22 protein-coding genes and 1 pseudogene are annotated in these 24,818 nt (G+C 70.6%); 17 read left to right on the plus strand and 6 right to left on the minus strand.

All coding sequences use genetic code 11. From position 1 onward, the window contains the following. The first annotated feature begins 117 nt into the window (after nucleotides 1–117). From ACFZCP_RS26410 to ACFZCP_RS26450, 9 genes are all read left to right on the plus strand, one after another. Complete coding sequence (locus tag ACFZCP_RS26410; RefSeq protein ID WP_391430882.1) at nucleotides 118–774, plus strand: HAD-IA family hydrolase; 657 nt, start codon at nucleotides 118–120, stop codon at nucleotides 772–774. Nucleotides 775–866: 92 nt separating this feature from the next. Further along, on the plus strand, nucleotides 867–1,604 hold the full coding sequence (locus ACFZCP_RS26415) for a VC0807 family protein (RefSeq protein ID WP_391430886.1): 738 nt from the start codon (nucleotides 867–869) through the stop codon (nucleotides 1,602–1,604). 81 nt (nucleotides 1,605–1,685) lie between these two features. Then, complete coding sequence (locus tag ACFZCP_RS26420) at nucleotides 1,686–2,897, plus strand: MFS transporter (protein WP_391430889.1); 1,212 nt, start codon at nucleotides 1,686–1,688, stop codon at nucleotides 2,895–2,897. Then, nucleotides 2,848–4,020: an acetoin utilization protein AcuC gene (locus ACFZCP_RS26425; protein ID WP_391430892.1), complete on the plus strand. Its 1,173-nt coding sequence runs from the start codon at nucleotides 2,848–2,850 to the stop codon at nucleotides 4,018–4,020. The genes ACFZCP_RS26420 and ACFZCP_RS26425 overlap by 50 nt, the downstream gene beginning before the upstream one ends. 442 nt (nucleotides 4,021–4,462) lie before the next feature. Beyond that, complete coding sequence (locus tag ACFZCP_RS26430) at nucleotides 4,463–5,278, plus strand: phosphatase (protein WP_391430895.1); 816 nt, start codon at nucleotides 4,463–4,465, stop codon at nucleotides 5,276–5,278. Nucleotides 5,279–5,408: 130 nt separating this feature from the next. After that, a complete protein-coding gene (locus tag ACFZCP_RS26435; RefSeq protein ID WP_177235464.1) occupies nucleotides 5,409–5,618 on the plus strand; it encodes a helix-turn-helix domain-containing protein in 210 nt (69 codons plus the stop codon). Between the two features lie 133 nt (nucleotides 5,619–5,751). Continuing rightward, complete coding sequence (locus ACFZCP_RS26440; RefSeq protein ID WP_003948845.1) at nucleotides 5,752–5,850, plus strand: 30S ribosomal protein bS22; 99 nt, start codon at nucleotides 5,752–5,754, stop codon at nucleotides 5,848–5,850. A 231-nt stretch (nucleotides 5,851–6,081) separates the two neighbouring features. Then, the gene (locus ACFZCP_RS26445; protein WP_391430900.1) at nucleotides 6,082–7,143 is read left to right on the plus strand and encodes an NAD-dependent epimerase/dehydratase family protein; all 1,062 of its coding nucleotides are present in this window, start codon (nucleotides 6,082–6,084) and stop codon (nucleotides 7,141–7,143) included. A 14-nt stretch (nucleotides 7,144–7,157) separates the two neighbouring features. Beyond that, the gene (locus ACFZCP_RS26450) at nucleotides 7,158–8,213 is read left to right on the plus strand and encodes a 1-acyl-sn-glycerol-3-phosphate acyltransferase (RefSeq protein ID WP_391430903.1); all 1,056 of its coding nucleotides are present in this window, start codon (nucleotides 7,158–7,160) and stop codon (nucleotides 8,211–8,213) included. A gap of 147 nt (nucleotides 8,214–8,360) precedes the next feature. Here the strand turns inward: ACFZCP_RS26450 and ACFZCP_RS26455 are convergent, their stop codons facing one another. The 3 genes from ACFZCP_RS26455 to ACFZCP_RS26465 form a co-directional block, all read right to left on the minus strand. After that, nucleotides 8,361–9,593: a DUF5667 domain-containing protein gene (locus ACFZCP_RS26455; RefSeq protein WP_391430906.1), complete on the minus strand. Its 1,233-nt coding sequence runs from the start codon at nucleotides 9,591–9,593 to the stop codon at nucleotides 8,361–8,363. Nucleotides 9,594–9,830: 237 nt separating this feature from the next. After that, the gene (locus tag ACFZCP_RS26460; protein WP_391430910.1) at nucleotides 9,831–10,610 is read right to left on the minus strand and encodes an ECF subfamily RNA polymerase sigma factor, BldN family; all 780 of its coding nucleotides are present in this window, start codon (nucleotides 10,608–10,610) and stop codon (nucleotides 9,831–9,833) included. 490 nt (nucleotides 10,611–11,100) lie between these two features. Next, nucleotides 11,101–12,030 (minus strand): HAD-IB family hydrolase, encoded by a 930-nt coding sequence (locus tag ACFZCP_RS26465; RefSeq protein WP_391430913.1) that lies wholly within the window; start codon nucleotides 12,028–12,030, stop codon nucleotides 11,101–11,103. A gap of 94 nt (nucleotides 12,031–12,124) precedes the next feature. Between ACFZCP_RS26465 and ACFZCP_RS26470 the strand changes: the two genes are divergently transcribed. The 5 genes from ACFZCP_RS26470 to ACFZCP_RS26490 all read left to right on the plus strand — a co-directional run bounded on the left by ACFZCP_RS26470 (nucleotide 12,125) and on the right by ACFZCP_RS26490 (nucleotide 17,876). Then, nucleotides 12,125–12,406 (plus strand): glutaredoxin family protein, encoded by a 282-nt coding sequence (locus tag ACFZCP_RS26470; protein WP_391430916.1) that lies wholly within the window; start codon nucleotides 12,125–12,127, stop codon nucleotides 12,404–12,406. A gap of 256 nt (nucleotides 12,407–12,662) precedes the next feature. After that, a complete protein-coding gene (locus tag ACFZCP_RS26475; RefSeq protein WP_362689336.1) occupies nucleotides 12,663–13,439 on the plus strand; it encodes a redox-sensing transcriptional repressor Rex in 777 nt (258 codons plus the stop codon). Next, nucleotides 13,436–15,199 carry a glutamyl-tRNA reductase gene (locus tag ACFZCP_RS26480; RefSeq protein WP_391430920.1) on the plus strand — a complete coding sequence of 588 codons (1,764 nt, stop codon included), beginning with the start codon at nucleotides 13,436–13,438 and terminating at the stop codon, nucleotides 15,197–15,199. Before ACFZCP_RS26475 ends, ACFZCP_RS26480 begins: the two co-directional genes overlap by 4 nt. Next, nucleotides 15,196–16,173 carry a hydroxymethylbilane synthase gene (gene hemC, locus ACFZCP_RS26485; protein WP_362689342.1) on the plus strand — a complete coding sequence of 326 codons (978 nt, stop codon included), beginning with the start codon at nucleotides 15,196–15,198 and terminating at the stop codon, nucleotides 16,171–16,173. The genes ACFZCP_RS26480 and hemC overlap by 4 nt, the downstream gene beginning before the upstream one ends. Further along, entirely contained in the window at nucleotides 16,170–17,876 is a 1,707-nt protein-coding gene (locus ACFZCP_RS26490) for a bifunctional uroporphyrinogen-III C-methyltransferase/uroporphyrinogen-III synthase (protein WP_362689345.1), read from the plus strand. Before hemC ends, ACFZCP_RS26490 begins: the two co-directional genes overlap by 4 nt. A 157-nt stretch (nucleotides 17,877–18,033) precedes the next feature. Here the strand turns inward: ACFZCP_RS26490 and ACFZCP_RS26495 are convergent. After that, nucleotides 18,034–18,851 (minus strand): annotated as a pseudogene (locus ACFZCP_RS26495) (ergot alkaloid biosynthesis protein). A 37-nt stretch (nucleotides 18,852–18,888) separates the two neighbouring features. Beyond that, nucleotides 18,889–19,881 (minus strand): phospholipase D-like domain-containing protein, encoded by a 993-nt coding sequence (locus ACFZCP_RS26500; RefSeq protein WP_391430925.1) that lies wholly within the window; start codon nucleotides 19,879–19,881, stop codon nucleotides 18,889–18,891. A gap of 319 nt (nucleotides 19,882–20,200) precedes the next feature. Between ACFZCP_RS26500 and hemB the strand changes: the two genes are divergently transcribed. Together hemB and ACFZCP_RS26510 are read left to right on the plus strand one after the other, a co-directional pair. Beyond that, the gene (gene hemB / locus ACFZCP_RS26505) at nucleotides 20,201–21,193 is read left to right on the plus strand and encodes a porphobilinogen synthase (RefSeq protein ID WP_362689360.1); all 993 of its coding nucleotides are present in this window, start codon (nucleotides 20,201–20,203) and stop codon (nucleotides 21,191–21,193) included. A 561-nt stretch (nucleotides 21,194–21,754) separates the two neighbouring features. Further along, nucleotides 21,755–22,120: a DUF805 domain-containing protein gene (locus ACFZCP_RS26510; RefSeq protein WP_391430928.1), complete on the plus strand. Its 366-nt coding sequence runs from the start codon at nucleotides 21,755–21,757 to the stop codon at nucleotides 22,118–22,120. A gap of 64 nt (nucleotides 22,121–22,184) precedes the next feature. Here the strand turns inward: ACFZCP_RS26510 and ACFZCP_RS26515 are convergent, their stop codons facing one another. Beyond that, nucleotides 22,185–22,946 carry a DUF4232 domain-containing protein gene (locus ACFZCP_RS26515; RefSeq protein ID WP_391430931.1) on the minus strand — a complete coding sequence of 254 codons (762 nt, stop codon included), beginning with the start codon at nucleotides 22,944–22,946 and terminating at the stop codon, nucleotides 22,185–22,187. A 159-nt stretch (nucleotides 22,947–23,105) separates the two neighbouring features. On the opposite strand from ACFZCP_RS26515, the gene ACFZCP_RS26520 reads away from it, so the two are divergent. Next, nucleotides 23,106–24,644, plus strand: a complete 1,539-nt coding sequence (locus ACFZCP_RS26520; RefSeq protein ID WP_391430934.1) for a helix-turn-helix domain-containing protein — start codon at nucleotides 23,106–23,108, stop codon at nucleotides 24,642–24,644. The last annotated feature ends 174 nt before the right edge of the window (nucleotides 24,645–24,818 follow it).

The following is a 24,818-nucleotide window of genomic DNA, read 5'->3' on the forward strand; positions in this document are numbered from 1 at the left end:
GTACTGCAGGGGGGACCCTGTGGGAGAGTAGGACGCCGCCGAACAAATTTTGGGAAAACCCCCGCATCGTTGGATGCGGGGGTTTTCTGCGTTCCGGGGTCCTTTAGGGTCGGAGCCATGGGATACGACCTGATCATCTTCGACAACGACGGTGTGCTCGTGGACAGCGAGCCGATCTCCAACCGGATTCTGGCTGCCCAGCTCACCGAGTTGGGGCATCCTACGTCGTACGAGGAGTCGATCCGGGACTACATGGGGTCGGCGATGCACCGGATCCACGAGCTCGTCCTGGAGCGGACCGGGCAGCGGCTCCCCGCCGACTTCGACGACGTCTTCCATGCGCGGGTCTTCGCCGCGTTCGAGCGGGAGCTGAAGCCCGTCGCCGGCGTCGACAGTGTGCTGGAGAAGCTCGTCGCGGACGAAGTGGCGTACTGCGTGGCCTCCTCCGGGAGCCACGACCGGATCCGGGTCGGACACCGGGCGACCGGGCTGGACCGGTGGTTCGCGGCGGAGCGGGTCTTCAGCTCGCAGGATGTGGGGCGGGGAAAGCCGGCGCCCGACCTCTTCCTGTACGCCGCCGAGCGGATGAGGGTGGCGCCCGAGCGGTGCCTGGTCGTGGAGGACTCTCCGCTCGGCGTGCAGGCGGCCGTGGCGGCCGGGATGGACGTGTACGGGTTCACCGCGATGACGCCGGCGGAACGGCTGGCGGGGGCGGCGCAACTCTTCTCCAGCATGGGGGAGTTGGCTGACCTGCTGGTACGACCGGGGGTATGACCCGGGCCATCGGTACGGGGCTGACATTTGTCATGCGGTCCTCCGGACGATCGTTTCTACTGGCGGACCCCGCTGTCCGCGAAGCTGAGGGCATGACGAAGAACACGGGGGCCCAGGGCCGCAGCAGCGAGCAGCAGAACCCCAGCGTGCTGGACAACTTCAAGCCGCTGATCCTGGATGTGGCGGTGCCGCTCGGGTCGTACTACCTCTTCAAGGACGGCTTCGGGATGAGCACCTTCGCGGCGCTCGCCTGGAGCAGCGTGGTGCCGGCGCTGCGGACCGTGTGGGGTCTGGTCAGGGAGCGCAGGACCAATGGCCTGGCCGCCCTCATCCTGATCGTCAACGTCGTCTCGCTGCTGCTGAGCTTCGTCTCCGGGGACCCGCGGCTGATGCTCGCCAAGGACAGTGGTGTCAGCAGCACGGTCGCGATCGGGATCCTGGTCTCCGTCGTGCTCGGGAAGCCGATGATGACTGCCGGCATGAAGCCCTTCCTGTTGAAGGGGGACGCCGACAAGGAGGCGGCCTGCAAGCGGCTGATGTCCGGCTCGGCGGCCTCGTCCGCGGCCTTCCTGCGCAAGGAGCGGGCCTTCTCCGTCGTCTGGGGTCTGGCCCTGCTCGCCGAGTGCGTCGCGCGGGTCGTGGGTGCGTACACCATCCCCGTCGACACCATGGTGTGGCTCGGTACGGTGATCATGCTCGGCGCGATGGCGATCGCCGTCGTCGTCGGCGGCGGCCTGGCCGTCGCGCCGATGGAGAAGATGCTGGCGGCCGAGGTCGAGGCCGGAAAGACCGACAAGGCCCGGACGTCCGCCGTCGCCGTCGCCGCCTGAGCCGCCGGTCGGCAAAGCTGAAGAAAATTCATCTTTGGCTGGATCTACCCACAGGTAAGCCGGGGCCCTACGCTCGCCGCCATGACTGATGTGCTGCGGCGCGGTAGGGCCTCGTTGGCGTTCGGCTTCTTCGCCCAGGGCGCCGCCTTCGCGCTGCTGGTGACGCGCATCCCGGCCATCCAGGACCGGTACGGCATCTCGGACGCGCTGTTGCCGGTCTTCCTGGCCGCCGTGCCGATCCTCGCCGGGGTCGGCAGCGTGACGACCGAGCAGCTGGTCAAGCGGGTACGGCCCAGCAGGCTGCTGCGCTGGTCCCAGCCGGTGGTGCTGCTGGCGCTCCTTGGCGTGGGGGCGGGCGGGCAGCTGGCCGAGCTGGCCCTGGCCCTCGGCGTGTTCGGGCTGGCGGTCGGTGCGCTGGACGCCTCGATGAACATGCTCGGGGTGAGCCTGCAGCGGACGTACGGGCGCAGCATCATGCTGAGCTTCCATGCCGCCTACAGCCTGGGCGGGATCGTGGGGGCCTCGCTGGCGTGGGTCGGCGCGCACTGGCAGCTGGCGCTGTGGGTGTCGTATCTGCCGGTGGTGGCCGTGCTGCTGCCCGCGACGCTGGTGGGGAGCCGGTGGTACGTCGACGGGGACCCGGCGCCGGTGGCCGAGGAGGCGGGGGCGGGCGGGGCCGTCGTCTTCCGGCTGCTGCTGCCGCTCTGCCTGGTGATGACCTTCGCCTACATCGGGGACTCGACCGTCTCCAACTGGAGCGCGAAGTATCTGAAGGACGTGCTGGGCAGTTCCGAGCAGCTGGCGACCGTGCCGTACAACGTGTACATGGTGACCACGCTGGTGGGGCGGGCCATCGGGGACCTCGGGGTACGGCGGTTCGGGGCGGCGGCGGTCGTACGGCTCGGGGCGCTGGTGGCGGCCGGCGGGTTCGCGGTGGTGTCCGTGGCGCCGCACGCGTGGGTCGGGATGCTCGGGTTCACCCTGCTGGGGCTCGGGCTGTGCGTGCTGGTGCCGCAGACGTTCGCGGCGGCCGGGCGCCTGTTCCCGGGGGCTTCGGACGCGGCCGTCGCACGCCTCAACATCTTCAACTACGTCGGCTTCCTGGTCGGTTCGCCGTTGGTCGGAGCGCTCGGGGACGCCTGGAGCTACCGGGGCGCCATGCTCGTACCGATGGTGTTGGTGCTGGTGACCCTGGTGTACGCCAGGTCGTTCGCGGCTCAACCGGACCGATACGGTGGCGGGCATGAGCGGCCGCGCACAGCTGATGTGGGACGAGGCAGTAACGGGCTATGACTTCGGGCCGGACCATCCGATGGACCCGGTCCGGCTGGAGCTGACCCGGAGGCTGGTGGGTGCCTTCGGGCTCGACCGGGAGCTGGCGGTCGTCGCGGCGAAGCCGGCCGGGGAGTCGACGCTGCGGCTGGTCCACCGGGAGGACTACATCGACGCCGTGAAGGCGGCCTCGGCGGATCCGCGGTCGGCCGACGGATCGTACGGGCTCGGTACGGTGGACGATCCCGCGTTCGCCGGGATGCACGAGGTGTCCGCGCTGATCGCGGGGCAGTCGGTGGCGGCGGCGGAGGCGGTGTGGCGGGGGGACGTCGACCACGCCGTGAACTTCGCGGGCGGTCTGCACCATGCGATGCCCGGAGGTGCATCGGGGTTCTGTGTCTACAACGACGCGTCCCTGGCCATCGCGCGGCTGCTGGAGCTGGGGGCCGAGCGGGTCGCCTACGTGGACGTCGACGTGCATCACGGAGACGGGGTGCAGGCCGCGTTCTGGGAGGATCCGCGGGTTCTGACGATCTCGCTGCACGAGCACCCTCGTACGTTGTTCCCGCAGACCGGGTGGCCCCAGGAGACCGGAGCCGGGGCGGGCGAGGGGGCGGCCGTGAACGTGGCGCTGCCGGCGGGGACCGGGGACGCGGGGTGGCTGCGGGCGTTTCACGCGGTGGTGCCGGAGCTGCTCGCCGACTTCCGGCCGCAGGTGCTGGTCTCGCAGCACGGGGCGGACACGCACTTCGAGGATCCGCTGGCGCATCTCGCGGTGTCGCTGGATGCGCAGCGGGCCGTGCAGGTGGCCTGTCACGAGCTGGCGCACGCGTACGCAGACGGGAAGTGGGTCGCCCTGGGGGGCGGCGGTTATGCGGTGGTGGATGTGGTGCCGCGGTCGTGGACGCATCTGGTGGGGATCGCCGCGGGGCGGGAGATTGCTCCGGGGACGGTGATTCCCGAGGGGTGGCGGCAGGAGGTGTTCGCTCGGACTCGGCAGCTGGGGCCGCAGCGGATGACCGATGGGCGGTGGCCGGTGTCCTTTGCGTCCTGGGACTCGGGGTACGACCCTGCTGATCGGGTTGATCAGGCTGTGCTGGCTACTCGGCGGGCCGTGTTTCCTCTGCGGGGGTTGCTGGCCTGAGCCACCAGGGGGCTCCGCCCCCTGGACCCCCGTTTCTGCCCACCCACCCACCCGACTCGGCCGGTTGAGAAGGCGCCCGGCCCGACTCGGTCGGTTGAGAGGGTGTCCGGGGCGGTCTCCGTTGGATCGGAAGGCGCCTGGGGCGGTCTCGGTCGGCTGGGAGGGCGTCCCGGGACCGGCTCGGTCGGTTGGGAGGCGTCCCGCGGCCCGGCTCGGTCGGTCCTGAAGTGTCCCGCGGCCCGGCTCGGTCGGCTGCGAACGCGCATAGGGGCGGCTCGGTCGGTTGCGGAGGCGGGCAGGGGCGGCTTCGTTGGTGGAGAACGGGTTTCGGGTGGTGTTGGTGGGGTGGGTGGGGGTTGGGGAGCTGGGGGGTTACGCCAACCGTGCGGTCTTTCGCTGTTCTGTGCGCGAGAGTGCTTTCCCATGAGTCACCATCGCATCCGTGTTGACCGCTGATGCCCTGCGTGTGCATCTGCTGGCCGCTCGGCTTGCCGGGGAGGTGGCCACCTCTCGGGAGGACAGTCTTCGGAGCTATCGGCTGTTCGCGGCTCGGGATCCTCGGGTGTTGATCGGGATTGATCCTGAGTGGAGCTGGGGGCAGCGGGAATTGCTTGAGTTGATGGCGGAGAGGTGTGGGGTTTCGGCCGACCCGCGGCACACTTCGGGACCGGATGTGATCGACCCGGAGCGGACGCTGGCCGCGCTGGACGCGTTCGCGGAACGGATCCGGAGTGCGGCCCGGCGGGGGGCGCCCGTACTGCTCGGCACCGGGCATCCGCATCGGCTGCTCGGGTTCTACGGTGGCTTGGCGGACGCGTTGTCGTCGGTGGGGTGTGAGGTGCTCACCCCGGCGCAGGGTCGCCGTATCGACATATTGACCCGGTTCGGTCTACGCACGTGCCACCTCGACTACGTACGAGGGGTTGCCTTGGTGCGGGAACCGGAGGTCGAGCGCCCCGGTTGTGAGCCGGGGCTGCACAGCCATTCACCGCTGCCGGTTCGGGTCGCCCTGGCGGCTGCGGCCGAGGCCGGCGGGCCCTTGCCCGAGTTGGTGATCGGTGACCACGGCTGGGTCTGCGGTGCAGGTCAGCTGGGGTTCGAGGCGATCGGTCTGGCAGATACGGATGATCCCGCCCTGTTCGTGGGGGAGGCCGAGGGGGTCGTGTCCGTCGCCGTTCCGGTTGATGATGGCGTGCGGTCTGCTTACTACCTGCCGTTGACCCGCTACGTACTCAATCGAGCGTGTCTGTCACAGTAGGCCGCCGATGGGTGCACCTCTTCCCCACTCGCATCACCCGCCCCTACATTGGGGAGTGAGCACGCAACGACGAAGAGTCACCGGAAGGGGAAGCCGGTGGCCCGTCGAGTGCGGAAGGTTCAGGTGTGTCATGGCTGCTGGCGAGAGGCCTCTGAACGAGGTTGTGTTCCTGACCGTGGCGGAGGTCGCTGCGGTGATGCGAGTGTCGAAGATGACCGTGTACCGGTTGGTGCACAGCGGTCATCTGCCCGCGATCCGGGTGGGGCGGTCCTTCCGCGTCCCCGAGCAAGCGGTCCACGAGTACCTTCGCGACAGTTATGTGGGGGTGGAGACGGCCTGACGACGCTTCCGGGAACCCCGGAACACCCCTCGATTACAAGCTCCACGCTCAAGCGGGTAGGCTAGCCCCTCGTAGGTCGTGTGGGCCCATGGCGCCCAAACAACCGAGTGATGAGAAGTGAGCGAGGGTAGTCGTGGGCTCTGTTATCAAGAAGCGGCGCAAGCGGATGGCCAAGAAGAAGCACCGCAAGCTGCTCAAGCGCACGCGCGTTCAGCGCCGCAACAAGAAGTAAGCGGCGCCGCGAGAGCGCGTCTGTGGCCCCCCATCCCATGTGGGTGGGGGGCCACAGGCATGTCCGCCCCCGCATTCCGCAGACCGTCGGCATATTCCGACTGGGGAATTTCGGTCACCTCGCGCATCGGGCGGTCATCACAGCGCAACATCAACCCGCTAAGTTGGCCGCACACGGGGAATGCGGGCTGGGACCAGGTTTCGCACGAGATCGGGAAGGAAGGCGCTGATCTTGGGGAAGGTCGTACTCGTCACCGGAGTGGCCCGGCAGCTGGGCGGCCGGTTCGTGCGGCGGATCCAGCGTGACCCGGACGTCGACCGGGTGATCGCCGTGGACGCGTTGCCTCCGGCGCACCATTTGGGCGGGGCCGACTTCATCCAGGCCGACATAAGACAGCCCACGATCGCCCGGGTGCTCGCCGAGACGGGCGCCGACACGGTCGTCCATCTGGATGTCACCGCCACCGCGCTGCGCGGCGGCAGCCGGGCGATGGTCAAGGAGACCAACGTCATCGGCACCATGCAACTGCTCGGCGCCTGCCAGAAGTCGCCGACCGTGCAGCGGCTGGTGGTCAAGTCCAGTACCAACGTCTACGGGTCCGCGCCGCGGGATCCCGCCATGTTCACCGAGACGACCCCGCCCAAATCGCTGCCCAGCGGCGGCTTCGCGAAGGACGCGGTCGAGGTCGAGGGGTATGTGCGCGGGTTCGCCCGGCGGCGGCCGGACGTCGCCGTGTGCGTGCTGCGGTTCGCCAACATCCTCGGGCCGGCCGCGGACACCCCGCTCGCCTCGTACTTCGCGCTCCCCGTCCTGCCGACCGTGTTCGGCTACGACCCCCGGCTGCAGTTCGTGCACGAGGACGACGTCATCGAGGTGCTGCGGCTGGCCTCCCACGAGCCGCGCCGGGGCACCCTCAACAGCGGCACCTTCAACATCGCCGGGGACGGTGTCCTGCTGCTCTCGCAGTGCTCGCGAAGGCTCGGGCGGCCCACCGTGCCGCTGCTGCTGCCAGCGGTCACCTGGGCAGGTTCCCTGGTGCGTACGCTGGGCATGACCGACTTCTCCCCGGAGCAGATCCGGCTGCTCACACACGGCCGGGTGGTGGCCACGGACCAGATGCGCGAGACGCTCGGATTCCAGCCCAAGTACACGACGGCGGAGACGTTCGCGGACTTCGCGCGCAGCGAGGGCCCCGGACTGCTGCCGCCGGAGGCCCTCGCGGGGGCCGTGGACCGGATCGCCGCGCTTGCCGCCCAGGGCGGCGGGCACCCCCCGACGCACAGCGCCAACTGAGGAGCGCAGCAACGATGGCGGACGCCAAGGTCATTCCGTTCGACGACGACCGGTCCCGCGGGGGTGCCGTGCAGCGGCCGTCGCGGCGCCGCGGCGCGGGGAGCCGGCGCGGCGCGGCCGGGGAGCCCGCGCCGGTCGGCGAGGTCCAGCCCCTGCCCACCAGGGCCGTTCCGCAGGATGATGTCCCTGTGACCCGTGAGGAAGAGCCGCTCGCCGAGCCGCCCGGCAGCGGTGGCCTCGAACGGCGCATCGCGGGCGGTCTGGCGTTCCTGCGCCGCCGGCTGACCGGGGACTACGAGGTCGACGACTTCGGCTACGACGAGGAGCTGACCGACCAGGTCCTGATGTCGCTGCTGCGGCCGGTGTACGAGAAGTACTTCCGGGTCGAGGTGAAGGGCATCGAGAACATCCCGGCCGAGGGCGGCGCGCTGATCGTCGCCAACCACTCCGGGACGCTGCCGCTGGACGGCCTGATGATGCAGGTCGCCGTGCACGACCAGCACCCCGCCGACCGGCATCTGCGGCTGCTCGCGGCCGACCTGGTCTTCGTGCTGCCGGTGGTCAACGAGCTGGCCCGCAAGCTGGGGCACACCCTCGCCTGTGCGGAGGACGCCGAACGGCTGCTGGGGCAGGGCGAGCTGGTCGGGGTGATGCCGGAGGGCTTCAAGGGCATCGGCAAGCCGTTCGGCGAGCGCTACAAGCTTCAGCGGTTCGGCCGGGGCGGGTTCGTCTCCACGGCGCTGCGCCAGGGCGTGCCGATCATCCCCTGCTCGATCGTCGGGGCCGAGGAGATCTACCCGATGATCGGCAATTCCAAGACGCTGGCGCGGGTGCTGGGCTTCCCGTACTTCCCGCTGACGCCGACCTTTCCGTGGCTCGGGCCGCTCGGGGCGATTCCGCTGCCCACCAAGTGGACGATCCAGTTCGGCGAGCCGATCCCGACGGACGGCTATCCGCCGGAGGCGGCCGAGGACCCGATGCTGATGTTCAACCTGACCGACCAGGTCCGCGAACAGATCCAGCACACGCTGTACAAGCTGCTGGTGCAGCGGAGGTCGGTGTTCTTCTGAGGGGGCGCGCCTTGCGCCGAGAAGGCGTTTCCTCCTGCCGGTGTTGCTGAGGCCGGTCCGCTGCTGGGAACGGCGACCGAGTGGAACGGCGACGGGGGCACCCCTGCTCGGAAAGGGGTGCCCCCGCTGTCGTATCCGGGTGCGGACCTAGTTCGCGTCCTCGCCGTTGATGCCCAGGCCGGGCAGCAGGCCCGGCAGGAGCGGTGGGAGGGTGACGTCCGGCGCGCTCGTGGGCGGTTTGCTGGTGGACGGAGAGCTGCTCTCGGAGCCGATCTTCGGCGGGTCGAGCAGACCGCCCGTGTTGCCCCCGATCAGGCCGCTCCCGGTCTCGCCGGTGGCCGAACCGCTGGGGCTCCCGGAACGCGCGTGCTTGCCGGCGGACGGGGTCTTGCCGGTGCTGGGCGTGGCCGCGCGGTGGGTGCCGGAAGGGCCGGTGGATGCCGAGCCGGAGTCCTGCCGTTTGCCCTTGCCGGTCTGGGCGGGCTGCTGCGGGAGCAGGGACTGCAGCGGGGCGACCTCCTGGTCTATGGCCTCGAAGACCGACGAGACCTTCTGTTTGACGTCGCCCAGCTGCACGGGCAGCTTGTTGCTCAGCGCGCTCCAGGCCTCCCGGTGGGACCGGGAGAAGGCGGAGAGGGCCTGGATGGGGCCCAGGGAGCCGGGGTCGCGCTCATAGGCCGCGTGCAGCAGGCGGTGGCCTTCGGTCACGTCGTGCTGCATGCCCGACAGGGTGCGGCGGATCTCGCCGATGGACTCGTGGTCGAGTTGGCCGCTGCGGCCGCGCTCCATCAGCCGACGGGCCTCGCTCAGCCGGGTGGAGGCCTGGTCGAGATAGGTCTGGCCGCGCTGGTCGTCCCCGTCGCTCAGGTAGTTGAGCCTGAAGTCCTCGATGCCGCGCTTGAGCCCGTAGAGCGAATCGCCGGGCAGGGCGTCGGAGCTCGCGGCGGCCACCCCGCCGAAGGCCCCGGCTGCCACGCTGACGCTGAGCCCGCCCGCGGCGAGCCCTTTGGTCAGCCGGGAACGCGGCCGCAGCTTGCCCAGCGGGCTCGCCCGGTGTGCACCCCGGCCTCTTGCACGCTGCTCGGGCACCGACGTGTCCGCCGCCCCGCCCACGGTGCCCTCCTGGAGCATGGCCTCCATGGCGGCCACCAGCTGGGCCCGCTGGACGACCTTGACCTCGGGGTCGAGCTGGGGCCTGGGCAGCGTGCCGAGATCCGTGGCGAGGGCCAACAATCTGCCCTGCTCGGTGAGTTCCTCGGCGGTCGGCGGTGTCTCCGCCGATGCTGCGGACTGCTCGGCCGCCGTGTCCCGGTCGGATTGCTCCTCCAGGGCCTGGGCGAAGGCGTTCGCCCGCCGGTGTGCCGATACATTCGCGATCACTGGCGGCACCTCCTCTCGTCATGACGGTCGACTCCCCAGGCGGTCCTGAGGGTTGCACGCCCACGACCACCTCCACACGATCGAGTGATCAGGGTCGGCCAGGACGTGACCACAGGGAGCCTGTATCCCGCACAACGACTGGCGCGGCACTTGGGTTACGGACGGAGGATGATCGGGTCAGAAAGGCAACGGGCGTTCACGGAGCGTGAGTTGAACAGAGCCCTCGGTGGCGGGCGGTCAGCGTGCGTCGTCGGGCAGGAGCCGGGCCAGGGTGCGCACGGCGCGGTACTGGAGGGTCTTGATGGCACCCTCGTTCTTGCCCATCACCCGAGCGGTCTCCGCGACGGACAGGCCCTGCAGGAAACGGAGCGTCACACACTCCTGCTGCTGGGGATTGAGCCGACGTACGGCGTCGAGCAGTGCGGCGTTGGAGAGGGACTCCAGGACGGAGTCCTCCGGGGAGCGCTCGACCTCGTTGGCGTCGAGCATCTCGCCGGTGGTGACCTCCAGCCGGAAGCGGCTGGACTTGAAGTGGTCGGCCACCAGGTTCCGGGCGATCGTCACCAGCCAGGCGCCGAAGTCGCGGCCCTGCCAGGTGAAGGTGCCGATCCTGCGGAGCGCCCGCAGAAAGGTCTCGCTCGTCAGGTCCTCGGCCGTCGCCTTGCCGCCCACCCGGTAGTAGATGTACCGGTACACGGTGTCGCTGTACTGGTCGTACAGGCGGCCGAAGGCCTCGGCCTCGCCGGACTGGGCGCGCTCGACGAGGTCCATCATCCGGGCGCTGTCACTGTCGGCAGCCGGCCGGCGGGCGGTGGCCGCGCCGGTCGCGCGGCTGCGTCTGCCGACGGCAGCACTGCCCTCGGCCAGTGCGTAGCACGGGCCAACGGGTGCGGCGGCGGCGAAGGCGGGGACGGCGTACGCGGTGGGGACGAAGCCGCGCAGCGTCTCTTTGACCGCAGCGACTGTTGCGCGCAGCGTAGCCAGGCCCGAGGCGTCAACCCCGACGTGTGGGTACACGGGACTCCCAGAGGCAGAGCTTCCATCACGTGCAGTGCGGGACCGTTCACCCGTCGTAGCGACGGAGGGGTACCGGTTTGCGTCTGAGGAGAATAACGCTTCGTGCAGGCACTGCTACACCGAGTTGCTCAAATCATCGATTGCGTCGCTTCTGTAACCGGTTGACGTCTTATCAAGTTCCACAGAGTGATCGGTTGTTGATCGGAAAATGGTCTGTTTCGGCGAAGTGGGGGGCGTGTTGAGAAAGGGCAGGCATAATCCGGCGGCAGACCACAGATGTTGGATGCCATCCGTCAGGCACATGACATGCAGCGCGAGGCAGGTGTGCGGCACGGTGCGGCGCCCGCCAGGGGTGCGGGAACCCTGTGACCGGCGGGTGGGGGCGCCCGGAGGGGCGCGGGGAGCCGTGCGACCGGCCGCGCGCCCGCGGCCGGGGCAGGCCGGGGCGGGGCGCAGGTTCGCGGTGGTCGCCTGCTGGTATCGCGCGGAACTACCGGCGGCGCCGGCTCAGGGCGATCGCGGCTGCCGTGCCACCGGCCACCGCTCCGACCCCCGCCGCCGCCGGGATGCCCACCTTCGCCGCCTTGCGGCCGGTCCGGTAGTCCCGCAGGCGCCAGTCCTTCTCGCGTGCGTGCCTACGGAGCTTGGTGTCCGGGTTGATCGCGTAGGGGTGGCCGACCAGGGACAGCATCGGGATGTCGTTGTGGCTGTCGCTGTAGGCGGCGCAGCGCGAGAGGTCCAGGCCCTCGGCGGCGGCCAGGGCGCGGACCGCCTCGGCCTTCGCGGGGCCGTGCAGCGGCTCGCCGACCAGCTTGCCCGTGTAGATGCCGTCGACCGACTCCGCCACCGTGCCCAGTGCGCCGGTCAGGCCGAGGCGGCGGGCGATGACCTGGGCGATCTCGACGGGCGCGGCCGTGACCAGCCACACCTTCTGGCCCGCGTCCAGGTGGGCCTGGGCGAGTGCCCGGGTGCCCGGCCAGATGCGGTCGGCCATGTACTCGTCGTAGATCTCCTCGCCGATCGTCTCCAGCTCGGCGACGCGGTGGCCCTTGACGATGGACAGGGCCGAGTCGCGGGCGTCCTGCATGTGCTCGGGGTCCTCGACCCCGGCCAGCCGGAACCAGGCCTGCTGCCAGGCGAACCTGGCCAGGTCGCGGGTCTCGAAGAACTTCCGCTTGTACAGGCCCCGCCCGAAGTGGAACAGCGCGGCGCCCTGCATCACGGTGTTGTCGAGGTCGAAGAAGGCGGCCGCCAGATCGTCGCCGACGACGGGGAACTGCGGTTCCTGCTCGGCGACCGCAGGGGTCTCCTGCGCTTCCTGCGAGGATTTGCGGGCAGCCTCCGCCGAGGCCTCGCCTGCCAACACGCTCCGCGCCGTGGCGGAGCGTCTACGGGGAGTGAGCCATCCGAGAGCGGCCATGGCGTGAGCATAGCCAGTCTGTTCGGGAGTTCCGGAGTCGAGAGGTTGGAAGGGTGTGAACTCTCCGCGACCGCGTCGTTAAACAAGGGCGAGAATGGCCGACATGAGCCCCCTCTTCCGGCGTAAGGCCGTCCCCCAGGAGCGTCTGGTCACTCTGGTCCGCAAGCCCGGCTGTCATCTGTGCGACGACGCGGAGGCCGTGATCCAGAAGGTCTGCGGCGAACTCGGTGTCCCCTGGGAACAGAAGGACATCACCGAGGACAAGGAGCTGCACGACCAGTACTGGGAGCAGATCCCCGTCGTCCTCGTCGACGGCAGGCAGCACACCTTCTGGCGGGTGGACGAGGGCCGTCTCCGCAAGGAACTGACCGAGTAGTACAACGCCACGCCGGATGTCCCTTAGGATCGACGGCGGTTTGGTCTCGGGGGCGGGATTCGCGAGGAGTGTGTCGGTTTTGCCCCTGGGAAGGGTCCAGAAGGACCCCAGAACGACGCGCGTGACCCCGGTCACGTTGGCCGGGCAAATCGGACACCATCTTTGTGCACGCGTTCACAAAGACATAGCCTGCTGTCGACGGGGCGGTCTGGGGACGTATGACCGCCTGCAGCCCCGCTCTACCCGCAGGAGCACCGTGGCAACTGGCCGAACACACCGACCGGCGACCCGCAGCCGAGGGATTCCCGAGGCCACCGTCGCCCGGCTTCCGCTGTACCTCCGAGCCCTGACCGCACTGTCGGAGCGCTCGGTGCCCACGGTCTCCTCCGAGGAGCTGGCCGCGGCGGCGGGGGTCAACTCCGCCAAGCTGCGCAAGGACTTCTCGTACCTGGGCTCCTACGGAACGCGCGGTGTCGGCTACGACGTGGAGTATCTCGTCTACCAGATCTCCCGTGAACTCGGCCTGACCCAGGACTGGCCGGTTGTCATCGTCGGTATCGGTAACCTCGGCGCCGCCCTGGCCAACTACGGCGGCTTCGCCTCCCGCGGTTTCAGGGTGGCCGCGCTGATCGACGCCGATCCCGCAATGGCCGGAAAGCCGGTCGCGGGCATCCCCGTCCAGCACACCGACGACCTTGAGAAGATCATTCACGACAACGGGGTCTCCATCGGCGTCATCGCCACCCCCGCCGGGGCCGCCCAGCAGGTCTGCGACCGCCTCGTGGCCGCCGGGGTGACCTCCATCCTGAACTTCGCGCCGACCGTGCTGTCCGTCCCGGACGGCGTCGACGTGCGCAAGGTCGACCTCTCCATCGAGCTGCAGATCCTCGCCTTCCACGAGCAGCGCAAGGCCGGCGAGGAGACCGCCGCGGGCGACGGCGCGCTGCCCGCGGCCGCTCCCCGTGGCGCGGCCGCCGGCGATTCCTCCGACCAGGGGCCCGACGGGGACGTACCCGCCGTGATGCCGGCATGAGTCTCCTCGTCGTGGGACTGAGCCACCGCAGCGCCCCGGTCAGCGTGCTGGAGCGGGCCGCGCTGAGCACGGACGCCCAGGTCAAGCTGCTCCAGGACACGGTCGCCGCCGAGCCGGCCACCGAGGCCGCGGTGCTCGCCACCTGCAACCGCATCGAGCTGTACGCGGACGTGGACAAGTTCCACGCCGGTGTCGCCGAGCTGTCCACGCTGCTCGCCCAGCACAGCGGGGTCGGCCTGGAAGAGCTGACGCCCTACCTGTACGTGCACTACGAGGACCGGGCCGTGCACCACCAGTTCTCGGTGGCCTGCGGTCTGGACTCGATGGTGGTCGGCGAGGGGCAGATCCTCGGGCAGATCAAGGACTCGCTGGCCCGTGCGCAGGAGCTGCACACCGCGGGCAAGCTGCTGAACGACCTGTTCCAGCAGTCCCTGCGGGTCGGCAAGCGGGCCCACTCCGAGACCGGAATCGACCGGGCCGGCCAGTCGCTGGTCACCTTCGGCCTGGAGCAGCTGGCCGCGGGCGGGGACGTCCAGGAATGGGCGGCCGGCCGCAGAGCCCTGGTGATCGGTGCCGGATCGATGTCGTCCCTGGCCGCCGCGACGCTCGCGCGGGCCGGTGTCACCGAGGTCGTCGTCGCCAACCGCACCTTCGAGCGCGCCGAGCGCCTCGCCCACCTGCTCGAAGAGCAGTACGGACAGCGCCTCACGGAGAGCGCCGACACGGCGGTGACCGCCCGCGCGGTACGGATGAATGCCGTGCCGGGCGAGCTGACACGTGCCGACGTCGTCGTCTCCTGTACCGGGGCCACCGGCCTGGTACTGACCGCCGAGGCGGTCGCGCAGGCGGTCGAGGGCCGCATCGGGCAGTCCGTCGCGGACGTCACCGACAGCGGCCGCACCGCCGCACCGGCCGACGGGCAGGATGCCGTACAGGGTGCCGTGAAGGGCAGGGCCCCGCAGTCGGCCGCCACGGCCGGCGCCGAGGAGAACTGCCCGCTGGACCTGGCCGCCGTACAGGGCGCGAGCGGCTTCTCCGTCCTCGGCGAGGCCGCCGTGGCCGGCATGGACGCGGCCACCCTGGAGCAGCACGCGGCCTGGGTCGACAACGGGACCGACCGCCGTGAGACCGCGCGGCGCAGCCCCGAGGCCGACAGCGAGCTGATCGCCGCGCTCGCCGCGACCGCCGCCACGGTCGGCCGCATCCCCGAGCGCCGCAGGCCCGAGCCGGTCGCCGTGATCCCGCGCCCGGCCCCGGCCCTGTTCCTCCTCGACCTCGCCATGCCCCGCGACATCGACGCGGCCGTGCACCGGCTGCCCGGGGTGCGGCTGGTCGACATCGAGTCGCTGGCGGAAGCGTCCGCCGATGCGCCGATGGCGGCCGATGTGGACCAGGTCCGGCGTATCGTCTCCGACGAGGTCGCGGCCTTCGGCGCGGCACAGCGGGCGGCGCACATCACGCCGACCGTGGTCGCGCTGCGCACCATGGCCGCCGACGTCGTCGCCAGTGAGATCGCGCGGCTCGACGGCCGCCTGCCCGACCTGGACGAACGCCAGCGCGGCGAGATCCGCCAGGCCGTGCACCGGGTCGTCGACAAGCTGCTGCACGCGCCGACCGTACGGGTCAAGCAGCTCGCGGCCGAGCCCGGCGGCGCCGGGTACGCAGACGCGCTGCGCACCCTGTTCGACCTCGACCCCGAGACGGTGGCCGCCGTCTTCCGGGCCGAGGACAGCACAGACGAGAAGGACCGACCGGCATGACTGACAAGGCACCACTGAGACTCGGGACCAGGCGGAGCAAGCTCGCCATGGCCCAGTCCGGGCAGGTGGCGGACGCCGTGAGCCGGGTGACCGGCCGGCCCGTCGAGCTGGTCGAGATCACCACGTACGGCGACGTCTCCCGCGAGAACCTCGCGCAGATCGGCGGCACCGGCGTGTTCGTCACGGCGCTGCGCGACGCGCTGCTTAAGGGCGAGGTGGACTTCGCGGTTCATTCGCTCAAGGACCTGCCGACCGCGCAGCCCGCGGAACTGGTCCTGGCCGCCGTACCGCTGCGCGAGGACCCGCGGGACGCGATCGTCGCCCGGGACGCGCTGAAGTTCACGGACCTGGCTGCGTCCTCCCCGAAGGGGGTCGCGCGCATCGGTACCGGCTCGCCGCGCCGCATGGCGCAGCTGAACGCGTACGCCCGCGCCCACGGTCTGGACATCGAGACGGTCCCGATACGGGGCAACGTCGACACGCGGATCCGATACGTCCGCGACGGCGAACTGGACGCCGTCGTGCTGGCCGCCGCCGGACTGAACCGGATCGGCCGCAGCGACGAGGTCACCGACTTCCTGTCGGTCGACACGGTTTTGCCCGCCCCCGGCCAGGGGGCCCTGGCGATCGAGTGTGCCGCGGACCACGCGGACCTGATCGCGGCGCTCGGCGAGCTCGACGACCCGTTCACGCGGGCCGCCGTCACCGCCGAGCGGTCACTGCTCGCCGCCCTGGAGGCCGGTTGCAGCGCCCCTGTGGGCGCGCTGGCCGACCTTCTGGCCGACGGGCAGATTGTCAAGGAAATGCGCCTGCGCGGCGTCGTCGGCACGACCGACGGCACCCGCATGGTGCAGCTGTCCACCACCGGTCCCGTGCCCCAGACGCACGAGCAGGCGATGGCACTCGGTCGCGACCTCGCCACCGAGATGCTCGCCCAGGGCGCGGCCGGTCTGATGGGGGAGCGAGCACATTGAGCCCCACCACCCTTCCCGCCGGTCCGGAACATGGGCACGTCACCTTCCTCGGTGCCGGACCCGGGGATCCGGGACTGCTGACTCTGCGCGCCGTGGAGGCACTGTCGAGCGCGGACGTCCTGGTCGCCGAGCACGAGGTGCTCGACGTGATCCGGACGCACGCCCGACCGGGTGTCTCCGTCGTGCCGATGGATGCGGTCTCCTCCTCGGATCCGCTTCCGGGCACGGGCACACCCCAGCTTGCGGTCGTTGACGGCACGTCAAAACCGGCTGCTGTCCCGCCCCTGCGGGATGCCGCTCATCTTGTCATGGAGGCTGCGCGGGGCGGCAGGCGGGTCGTCCGTGCGGTGTCGGGCGATCCAGGACTTGATACGTACGCGGCCGAGGAAATGCTCGCCTGCGCCGCCGCCGGTGTGCCCTTCGAGGTCGTACCCGGTGTGGCGGCCGCGGTCGGCGTGCCCGCGTACGCGGGTGTGCCGCTGCGGGACGCGCAGGGCGCGGACGTCCGGTTCGTGGACGCCCGTACGGCCTCCGACCGCTGCTGGACGGAGGTGGGCGCCTCCGACGGCACGGTCGTCGTGTCGACGACCCTGGACGCGGTGGCGGCGGCCGCCGGCGAACTGGTGTCCGCCGGCCGCAAGCCGGACACACCGCTGACGGTCACGGTCGCCGGTACGACCACCCGTCAGCGGACCTGGACGGCGACCCTCGGGACCATCGCGCAGACGCTCAAGCAGGCGAAGGTGCTGCCCTCGCCCGATGGCGGCCGGCCGGTGATAGCCGTGGTCGGCGAGCGTTCCGCCGCCGCCCAGCGCGACCAGCTGTCGTGGTTCGAGTCCAAGCCGCTGTTCGGCTGGAAGGTGCTCGTGCCGCGTACGAAGGAGCAGGCGGCGTCGCTCTCCGACCAGCTGCGCTCCTACGGCGCCGTGCCGCACGAGGTCCCGACCATCGCCGTCGAGCCGCCGCGCACGCCCCAGCAGATGGAACGTGCCGTCAAGGGGCTCGTGACCGGACGGTACGAGTGGATCGCCTTCACCTCGGTGAACGCGGTCAAGGCCGTGCGGGAGAAGTTCGAGGAGTACGGGCTCGACGCCCGGGCCTTCGCGGGCATCAAGGTGGCCGCGGTGGGCGAGCAGACGGCCAAGGCGCTGATCGCCTTCGGCGTGAAGCCGGACCTGGTGCCGAGCGGTGAGCAGTCGGCCGCGGGTCTGCTGGAGGACTGGCCGCCGTACGACCCGGTCTTCGACCCGATCGACCGTGTCTTCCTGCCCCGGGCCGACATCGCCACCGAGACGCTGGTGGCCGGGCTCATCGAGCTGGGCTGGGAGGTCGACGACGTCACGGCCTACCGGACCGTGCGGGCCTCGCCGCCGCCGGCGGAGACGCGGGAGGCGATCAAGGGCGGTGGCTTCGACGCCGTGCTCTTCACGTCGTCCTCGACTGTCCGGAACCTGGTGGGTATCGCGGGCAAGCCGCACAACGTGACGGTGATCGCGTGCATCGGGCCGGCCACGGCGAAGACGGCCGAGGAGCACGGGCTGCGGGTCGACGTCATGGCTCCGGAGCCGTCCGTGCACAAGCTGGCGGAGGCGTTGGCCGACTTCGGTCTGAAGCGGAGGGCTGCCGCGCTGGAGGCCGGGGATCCGGTGACTCGGCCGAGTGAGCGGCGGCCGGGGGCGCGTAGGCGCCGGTCGACCACCTGAGGCGCCGGGGGGCTTTGCCTCCTGGGCGCCTGGGCCATGCTTTTGCCCACCCACCCACCCGACTCGGCCGGCCGAGAGGTGGGCGGGTGGGCGTTTTGGTTCCGTCGGCCGGGAGGCGGTCGGGGGCTGCCTGATCCGGTTGGGGTGGGGTTGGTGTTCAGGGGGGTGTGAGTTCGCGGGTTGCCACGTCGCGGAATGTGTGGGGCGGACGGCCGGTGAGCCGGTGGACGGTCCCGGTCACGCGGTCCTCCGCGCCGTCGGCGATGGCGCGGTCCATGGCGGCCAGCATCGTGGCGAACTCCGCCGGGATGCCCGCCGCATGGATCAGATGCTCGCGCATCTGCTCGTACGTCAGCCTGCGGTGGACCACGGCCCGGCCGGTGACCTCGGCGTAGATGCCGGCGATGTCGTCGTAGGAGAGGGACTCGGGGCCGGTCAGGACGAGATCGGTGCAGGCTGCCGGCTCGCCGGTGAGGGCCGCGACCGTCACCGCGGCGATGTCGTCGGCGTCGACGAAGCCGACGCGGCCGCTTCCGGTTGCCGTCTGGACGACGCCGTCCTCACGCAGGGAGACGGCGTGGGCGTGGGCGCCGGTGAAGTTCTGCATGAACCAGGAGGGCCTGAGCACGGCCCACCCGTCGAACAGGCCGGGCAGCGCCTCGTGCACCGCTCCCACCGCGGGGCCCCTGCCGGGACGTCCGAGGAACTCGGCAGAACCGCACGGCGCACGCCGGCGGCGCGGGCCTGCTCCAGGAAGGGCAGCATGACGGGGGCCGGGTCCGGTTCGCCGACGGGCGGGACGAGGTAGACACGGTCCGCTGCGGTGAGGGCGTCGGCGTGGCCGGCGGGGTCGTACCAGTCGAAGCGGACCGCCGGTGCGCCCGGTACCGGCGTGGCGCCCCGGGAGGCGGCCGTCACCCGGGGCGCGGCGGCGAGCAGACGGGCGGCGGTGCGGCTGCCGGGAAGGGGCCCCAGGGGGTGGAGTCCCCTGGGGTGGTGTGGGGCGGGGTTGTCAGGCCGGGGTGCCGCCTGCGTAGTCGCTGTTGAACGTCGTCTCGACGGTGGAGGCCACCGGCTGGGCCACGCCCGTGCCCGTGAGGATGAGCCCCAACTCCCTGTTGTTGCTCAGGGAGTTGCTGCTGATGTTCATGGAGCCCGCCTCCACCTCCTGGGTGGACAGGCCGTAGTCGGCGACCATCGCCTTGGCATGGATGTAGAAGCCGTTGGGGTCGGAGTAGCCGACGACCTTGCCGCCGGCCGCCTTGATGGACGACACCTGGGCGGCGTAGCTCGACGGGCTCTCCAGGACCACCCGTACCGCCACGCCCGCCTTCGCACGCGCCACGATCGCGCTGACCACCGTGCTGTCGCTCAGCTCCAGTTCCTCGACGTCGAGGGTCCTGGTGGCGGCGTCGACGACGGACACCAGACGGTTGCGGGAGTCGGTCGGGGACCACAGGAGGTGGTCGCCGTCGGTGGGCGTGACGGACGTACCGGCGTAGTCGGCTCCGAAGACCTTCTCTATGGAAGCGACGTCCCGGGTGTCGTCGTCGAAGACGCCGTAGTCCCGGCTGGTCGTGTAGTACTGGGCGGTGAGGTTCCCGGTCAGGATCAGGGACTTGGTGCCGTCGACCGTGATCGTCTTCTGGTGGGTGTAGACGAAGGCGGAGGGGGACCAGACCACGCCCACACCCGCGTTCTTCAGGGCCGTGTACGCCGAGTTGTTCGCGGTCTTGTGCTGCCGGTCGAGTACGACCCGGACCGTGACGCCCTTGTTCTTCAGGGCTATGAGGTCGTTGACGGCGGTCGTGTCCTCCAGCTCGTACATGGTCATGTCGAGTGTGCTGGTGGCCGAGTTGACGAAGTCGTAGATGGTGGGCTGGCTGCCGCTCTGGGAGAAGGCGAAGGCGGAGTAGCTCGCGGCGTTCGCGGGGACGGCGGTGGCGACGACGGCGGCACCGGCCGCCAGGGCGACGCCCGCCCGGCCGAGGACCTTCCACAGCATGCGTGACTCCTGGTGGGAGAGGGGGGAACTCACGGCGTGGGGGAGTGGCGGGTGCATGACACCACGCGCGTAGAACGCGCGGGAGACGTGCGCACCGAGGGACGGCCAGGAGCTCGCAAAGACTTCGTATGCGCGTCCGCTGTGCCCTTCATGGGGCGTTGCGTCCTACCGGGGGCTCGCTGTGCCCTTCCGGGACCTCCGAGGGTCTGCCGCGCCCTTCCGGGGGCCCGCTGTGCCCTTTCGAGGGTTCGCTGCGCCCTTCGCGGGGCCGACAGGCCGTCGGCAAAGGCCAGGGCCCGGCGGGCGTAGCGTAGAGGGCATGACGAAGTACGGATCCTTCCCCGGTACGCGTCCTCGGCGGCTGCGGACCTCGCCCGTCATGCGGCGGATGGTCGCCGAGACACGGCTGCACCCCGCCGACTTCATCCTCCCGGCGTTCGTCCGGGAGGGCGTCAGCGAGCCCGTGCCGATCGCGGCCATGCCCGGTGTCGTCCAGCACACCCGCGACAGCCTGAAGAAGGCCGCGCTGGAGGCGGTGGAGGCCGGGATCTCCGGGATCATGCTCTTCGGGGTGCCGGAGGAGAGCAAGAAGGACGCCCTCGGGACGCCGGGGACGGACCCGGACGGGATCCTCCAGGTCGCGATCCGGGACGTGCGCGCCGAGGTCGGCGACGACCTGCTCGTCATGTCCGACCTGTGTCTCGACGAGACCACCGACCACGGGCACTGCGGAGTGCTGGACTCCGAGGGGCGCGTCGACAACGACGCCACCCTGGAGCGGTACGCCGAGATGGCCCAGGTGCAGGCCGATGCGGGGGCCCATGTGGTGGGGCCCAGCGGGATGATGGACGGCCAGATCGGCGTCGTCCGCGACGCGCTGGACCAGATCGGCCGCGAGGACGTCGCCATCCTCGCCTACACCGCGAAGTACTCCTCCGCCTTCTACGGTCCCTTCCGCGAGGCCGTCGCCTCCTCCCTCCAGGGTGACCGGAAGACGTACCAGCAGGATCCGGCCAACTGGCGGGAGTCCCTGCGGGAGCTGGAGCTGGATCTGGCCGAGGGCGCCGACATGGTGATGGTCAAGCCGGCCGGACCGTACCTCGACATCCTGGCCAGGGTCGCCGACAGCGTGGACGTCCCCGTCGCCGCCTACCAGATCTCCGGCGAGTACTCGATGGTCGAGGCCGCCGCCGAGAAGGGCTGGGTGGACCGCGACCGGGCCATCTTCGAGACGCTGACCGGCATCAAGCGGGCCGGTGCGCGCAACATCCTCACGTACTGGGCGACCGAGGCGGCGCAGAAGCTGCGCTGAGCCGGGCGCGGCCGCCTTGGCCCGCTGCCTTGGTCCGCCGCCTTGACCCGCTGCCTTGGTCCGCCGCCTTGGCCTGCTGCCTTGGTCCGGGCGCGCGGCTACCTTGGTCGGGGCGGGACCGCCTTGGTGCAGGTCAAGCCGCGCTGGTCGGGTGGAGCTGTACTGGTCAGGGTGGCATTGCGCCGGGCTGGGCCTGGCCTTGCCTGGTGGTGCCTGGCCGTGCCGAGCCGTGCCAGAGCCGGGCGTAACCAGCTTCCGGTCGGGGGGAGTCGTGCCGGGCCGGGCAACGGAACGGGATAGCTCCGGCCTCGAATCGGCCACCACCCGGCATCGGTACGCACTCGGTTCGGCAACGGAAGCAACTCGGAACTGTGGCCTTGCGTTGCCCATCCGGCGTATTCCCTGCGAACAGCGGTGCATCTGCAGCAGATCTGTCCGGAAATCGCCCAACCCATGCGGCGTGTGAACCGAATTGACGAGTTCTCGTCACCGTCCTTACCTTCTGCGCCTGGCCTGATCCGTTCCGGATGGTCCGAAAGTCGATCCCTGGGGGGACGCACAATGAGCTGGTTCATCGAGGCGCTGAAGAAGTACGCGGTGTTCAGCGGACGCGCACGCCGCAAGGAGTACTGGCTGTTCTCGCTGTTCGTCGGGATCATCTACATGGTTCTGGCCATCGCCGCCGCCGCGTCCAAGACCCCGGCGCTCTTCATCCTCGTGGGCGTCTTCTACCTCGGCATCCTGCTGCCCAGCCTGGCTGTCGCCGTGCGTCGCCTGCACGACACGGGCCGCACCGGCTGGTGGCTGCTGTTCGGGATCGTCCCGCTGGCCGGCCCCATCACCCTGCTGGTCTTCACCTGCACGGACAGCCAGCCGGGCGCCAACAAGTACGGCCCGAACCCGAAGGAGGCGCCGGCGTTCGCGTAATGCCGCGCTGGAGCACCTGCTGTGCCGAGGCCGCCCGGGCTGTTGCCCGGGCGGCCTCGGTCGTTCACCAGCCGGCGATGTCGCTCTGGTTCTGCTGCCAGTACGTGACCTTCAGCGAGCTGTCGTAGTACACCCCCTTGGCCGGCAGCGACGGGATCGCGGAGGCACCGCCGCTGCTGTTGGGGGTCGTGCCCTGGAAGCCGACCGTCAGTCTGTGGCCGGTCATGCCGCCCTCGCCGCTGCCGTCGGAGGAGGAGAGCAGGACGGCCGCGTAGCCGGACTCGCCGGGGGCGAGCGTCGTCACGGCCTGCGGGTGGGTCTTCTCGTCGGCCTGCGGCGCCCACTGCATCTCGTCGAAGCGGAGCACCGGGAAGTACGTCAGGTCGCAGTACTTCGAGCCGGTGTTCCTGACCGTGATGAGCATGTGGTTGAGCGGGCGGGACACCGGCTGCGCGGTGACCTTGGTGTTGGCGCCGTTGCACAGGACGCGGTTCTTCGGGTCCCGCGCGTCCGAGGAACCGCCCGACGAGGACCTGCCCGACGAGGAGGAGCCCGAGGAGCCCGACCCCGAGGAGCCCGAACCCGTGGACGCCGAGGAGCCCTTGGCGGAGCCGGACGAGCCCGAGGAGGAGCCCGCACCGGCCGTATCACCGGAGGCGGACGTCGCGGTGCCGTTGCCCCCCGTTGCCGTGGCGCTCGACGCGGCCGAGGAGGGCCGCGACGCACCGTTGTCCTTCGTCCCCGTGCCGTCGTTGCACGCCGTGAGGGCGAGGGCGGCGAGGGCGGCTCCGGTGACGGCGAGCAGATGGGTGCGGCGGCTGCGCATGGCGGATCTCTCTTCCGAGGGGTTGCGTGCTTGGATGGCCACAGCTTGTGGAGGGATCCGTCCCGTCCGCCAGACCGAGCGGCCGATCAGGGACGCTGGAATGCCCGTATGGGCTCTGAGCTGCGAAAACGTCCATCCCCTGGAACGCGGGGATGGGACATGGGGGATGGAGGAACAGTGCCGGACAGCACTGCTGGCGACGCTTTCGCCGAGTTGCTGCGGGAGTTGAAGGAGCGGTCGGGGCTCAGCTACGGCGTCCTCGCCAAACGGCTCCACCTGAGTACGTCGACCCTCCACCGCTACTGCAACGGTGATGCCGTACCGGCGGATTACGCCCCCGTGGAACGCCTCGCCCGCCTCTGCAAGGCCGCGCCCGAGGAACTGGTCGAGCTGCACCGGCGATGGGTGCTGGCCGACGCGATGCGGGGGCGGAAGGGGGAGCAGGCCGAGCAGTCCGCAAAGCCTGAGAAGGCCGCAAAGCCTGAGAAGGCCGAGAAGGCCGAGAAGGCCGAGAAGGCCGAGAAGGCGGAGCCGAATGCGTCGGCGCTCAAGCCCGGTTCCGGTTCCGGTTCGGAGCCCGAGCCCGAGCCCGAGTCGGAGGCCGATGCCGATGCCGAGTCCAAGGCGGAGGCGGATCCCTCGGCGGTAGCTCCCGAGGTGCGAGTACCCGTGGCCGCAGCCGAGTTCACGGCCGAACCGTCGGTGTCAGGGGCTGGGTCCGGCTCCGGGCCGGCGCCCGGCTCTGCACGCGTGCCGACGCAAGGCCGCCGCGTGAGCCCGCGTCCTCGTGCCCGTACCGTCCTCGTCGCCGGGATCGCCGTCGCGGCGGTTCTCGGTGCCGCCACAGTGGCCGTGAACCTGACCTCGGGCGGCTCGGACGCCGGGGGCGGCACTCCCGAAGCGGCGGCGTCGACGCCACGTCACACGGCGATGGACGGACACCGGTCGACGGCACCGCACCCCCGGACCTCGGCGTCCGCTTCCGCCTCCTCCTCGGCCTCCGCATCGCCCTCCGGGCCGGCCGACGGCGACCCGACGGCGGACGGCAAGGGCGGGGCCCCGTCCGGCGGCAGCGACTTTGATGCGGCTCCGCTGACCGTGTCGACCGACGCGTACGCCTGGGAAAGTCCCTGCACCGCCCGTTACTTGATCGACCGGCCTCCGGCGAAGGTGGCGCCGCCGCCGGTCGAGGGCGCAGCGACCGCCTGGGTGGCCTCGCACGGTGCCGTCTCCTCGGGGGAGCAGGAGGTCACGCTCACCGTGCAGGGCACCGGCAAAGAGACCGTGGTCCTGCAGGGCATGGAGGTCCAGACGGTTGCCAGGCGCACGCCGCTCGCATGGAACGACTACGCCATGGGCTACCCGGGCGTCGGCTGCGGAGGTGGCGTGCCGACCCGTTCCTTCACCGTCGCCCTGGATGCCGTGCGTCCCGCTGTCCAACCCGAGGCGGGGCACCGCAACTTCCCGTTCAAGGTCAGCGAGTCGGACCCCGAGGTGTTCTACGTCAAGGCGGACGCCTCGGCGTACGACGTGAGCTGGACGCTGGCACTGACCTGGTCCAGCGGTTCCCGCCACGGTGTGCTGAGGATCGACGACCACGGCCGTCCGTTCCACACGAGCGGCAACAACGGGCGGCCCGCCTTCGAGTTCCCGTTGGGCGGCTCGGGCTGGGTCAAGGCGGGCACGACCAAGCCCTGACCGCGGTGGGCCGGCGGCGCCGACGGCGAGCGGGAGGATGCGGGCCGGCGGCGGTCGGCGCGCGGGAGGTCCGGATCGCGGAATTACCGCTGTAGGCGGCAGCTACTTTCCTAGGCTGCGTCCGGACGACGTACCGAAGTACCGAAGTACCGACGTACCGAAGCGCCGATGTGC

Source organism: Streptomyces sp. NPDC007971, from assembly GCF_042958635.1.
Classification (GTDB): domain Bacteria; phylum Actinomycetota; class Actinomycetes; order Streptomycetales; family Streptomycetaceae; genus Streptomyces.

What these genes read in the sequence shown, in the direction of transcription:
- ACFZCP_RS26500 (WP_391430925.1), bottom strand. Translation starts at nt 19,881, where the DNA reads ATGCTGTGGAAGGTCCTCGGCCGGGCGGGCGTCGCCCTGGCGGCCGGT.
- ACFZCP_RS26420 (WP_391430889.1), top strand. Translation starts at nt 1,686, where the DNA reads ATGACTGATGTGCTGCGGCGCGGTAGGGCCTCGTTGGCGTTCGGCTTC.
- ACFZCP_RS26450 (WP_391430903.1), top strand. Translation starts at nt 7,158, where the DNA reads ATGGCGGACGCCAAGGTCATTCCGTTCGACGACGACCGGTCCCGCGGG.
- ACFZCP_RS26465 (WP_391430913.1), bottom strand. Translation starts at nt 12,030, where the DNA reads ATGGCCGCTCTCGGATGGCTCACTCCCCGTAGACGCTCCGCCACGGCG.
- hemB (WP_362689360.1), top strand. Translation starts at nt 20,201, where the DNA reads ATGACGAAGTACGGATCCTTCCCCGGTACGCGTCCTCGGCGGCTGCGG.
- ACFZCP_RS26435 (WP_177235464.1), top strand. Translation starts at nt 5,409, where the DNA reads ATGGCTGCTGGCGAGAGGCCTCTGAACGAGGTTGTGTTCCTGACCGTG.
- ACFZCP_RS26410 (WP_391430882.1), top strand. Translation starts at nt 118, where the DNA reads ATGGGATACGACCTGATCATCTTCGACAACGACGGTGTGCTCGTGGAC.
- ACFZCP_RS26480 (WP_391430920.1), top strand. Translation starts at nt 13,436, where the DNA reads ATGAGTCTCCTCGTCGTGGGACTGAGCCACCGCAGCGCCCCGGTCAGC.
- ACFZCP_RS26510 (WP_391430928.1), top strand. Translation starts at nt 21,755, where the DNA reads ATGAGCTGGTTCATCGAGGCGCTGAAGAAGTACGCGGTGTTCAGCGGA.
- ACFZCP_RS26425 (WP_391430892.1), top strand. Translation starts at nt 2,848, where the DNA reads ATGAGCGGCCGCGCACAGCTGATGTGGGACGAGGCAGTAACGGGCTAT.
- ACFZCP_RS26415 (WP_391430886.1), top strand. Translation starts at nt 867, where the DNA reads ATGACGAAGAACACGGGGGCCCAGGGCCGCAGCAGCGAGCAGCAGAAC.
- ACFZCP_RS26470 (WP_391430916.1), top strand. Translation starts at nt 12,125, where the DNA reads ATGGCCGACATGAGCCCCCTCTTCCGGCGTAAGGCCGTCCCCCAGGAG.
- hemC (WP_362689342.1), top strand. Translation starts at nt 15,196, where the DNA reads ATGACTGACAAGGCACCACTGAGACTCGGGACCAGGCGGAGCAAGCTC.
- ACFZCP_RS26520 (WP_391430934.1), top strand. Translation starts at nt 23,106, where the DNA reads ATGGGGGATGGAGGAACAGTGCCGGACAGCACTGCTGGCGACGCTTTC.
- ACFZCP_RS26515 (WP_391430931.1), bottom strand. Translation starts at nt 22,946, where the DNA reads ATGCGCAGCCGCCGCACCCATCTGCTCGCCGTCACCGGAGCCGCCCTC.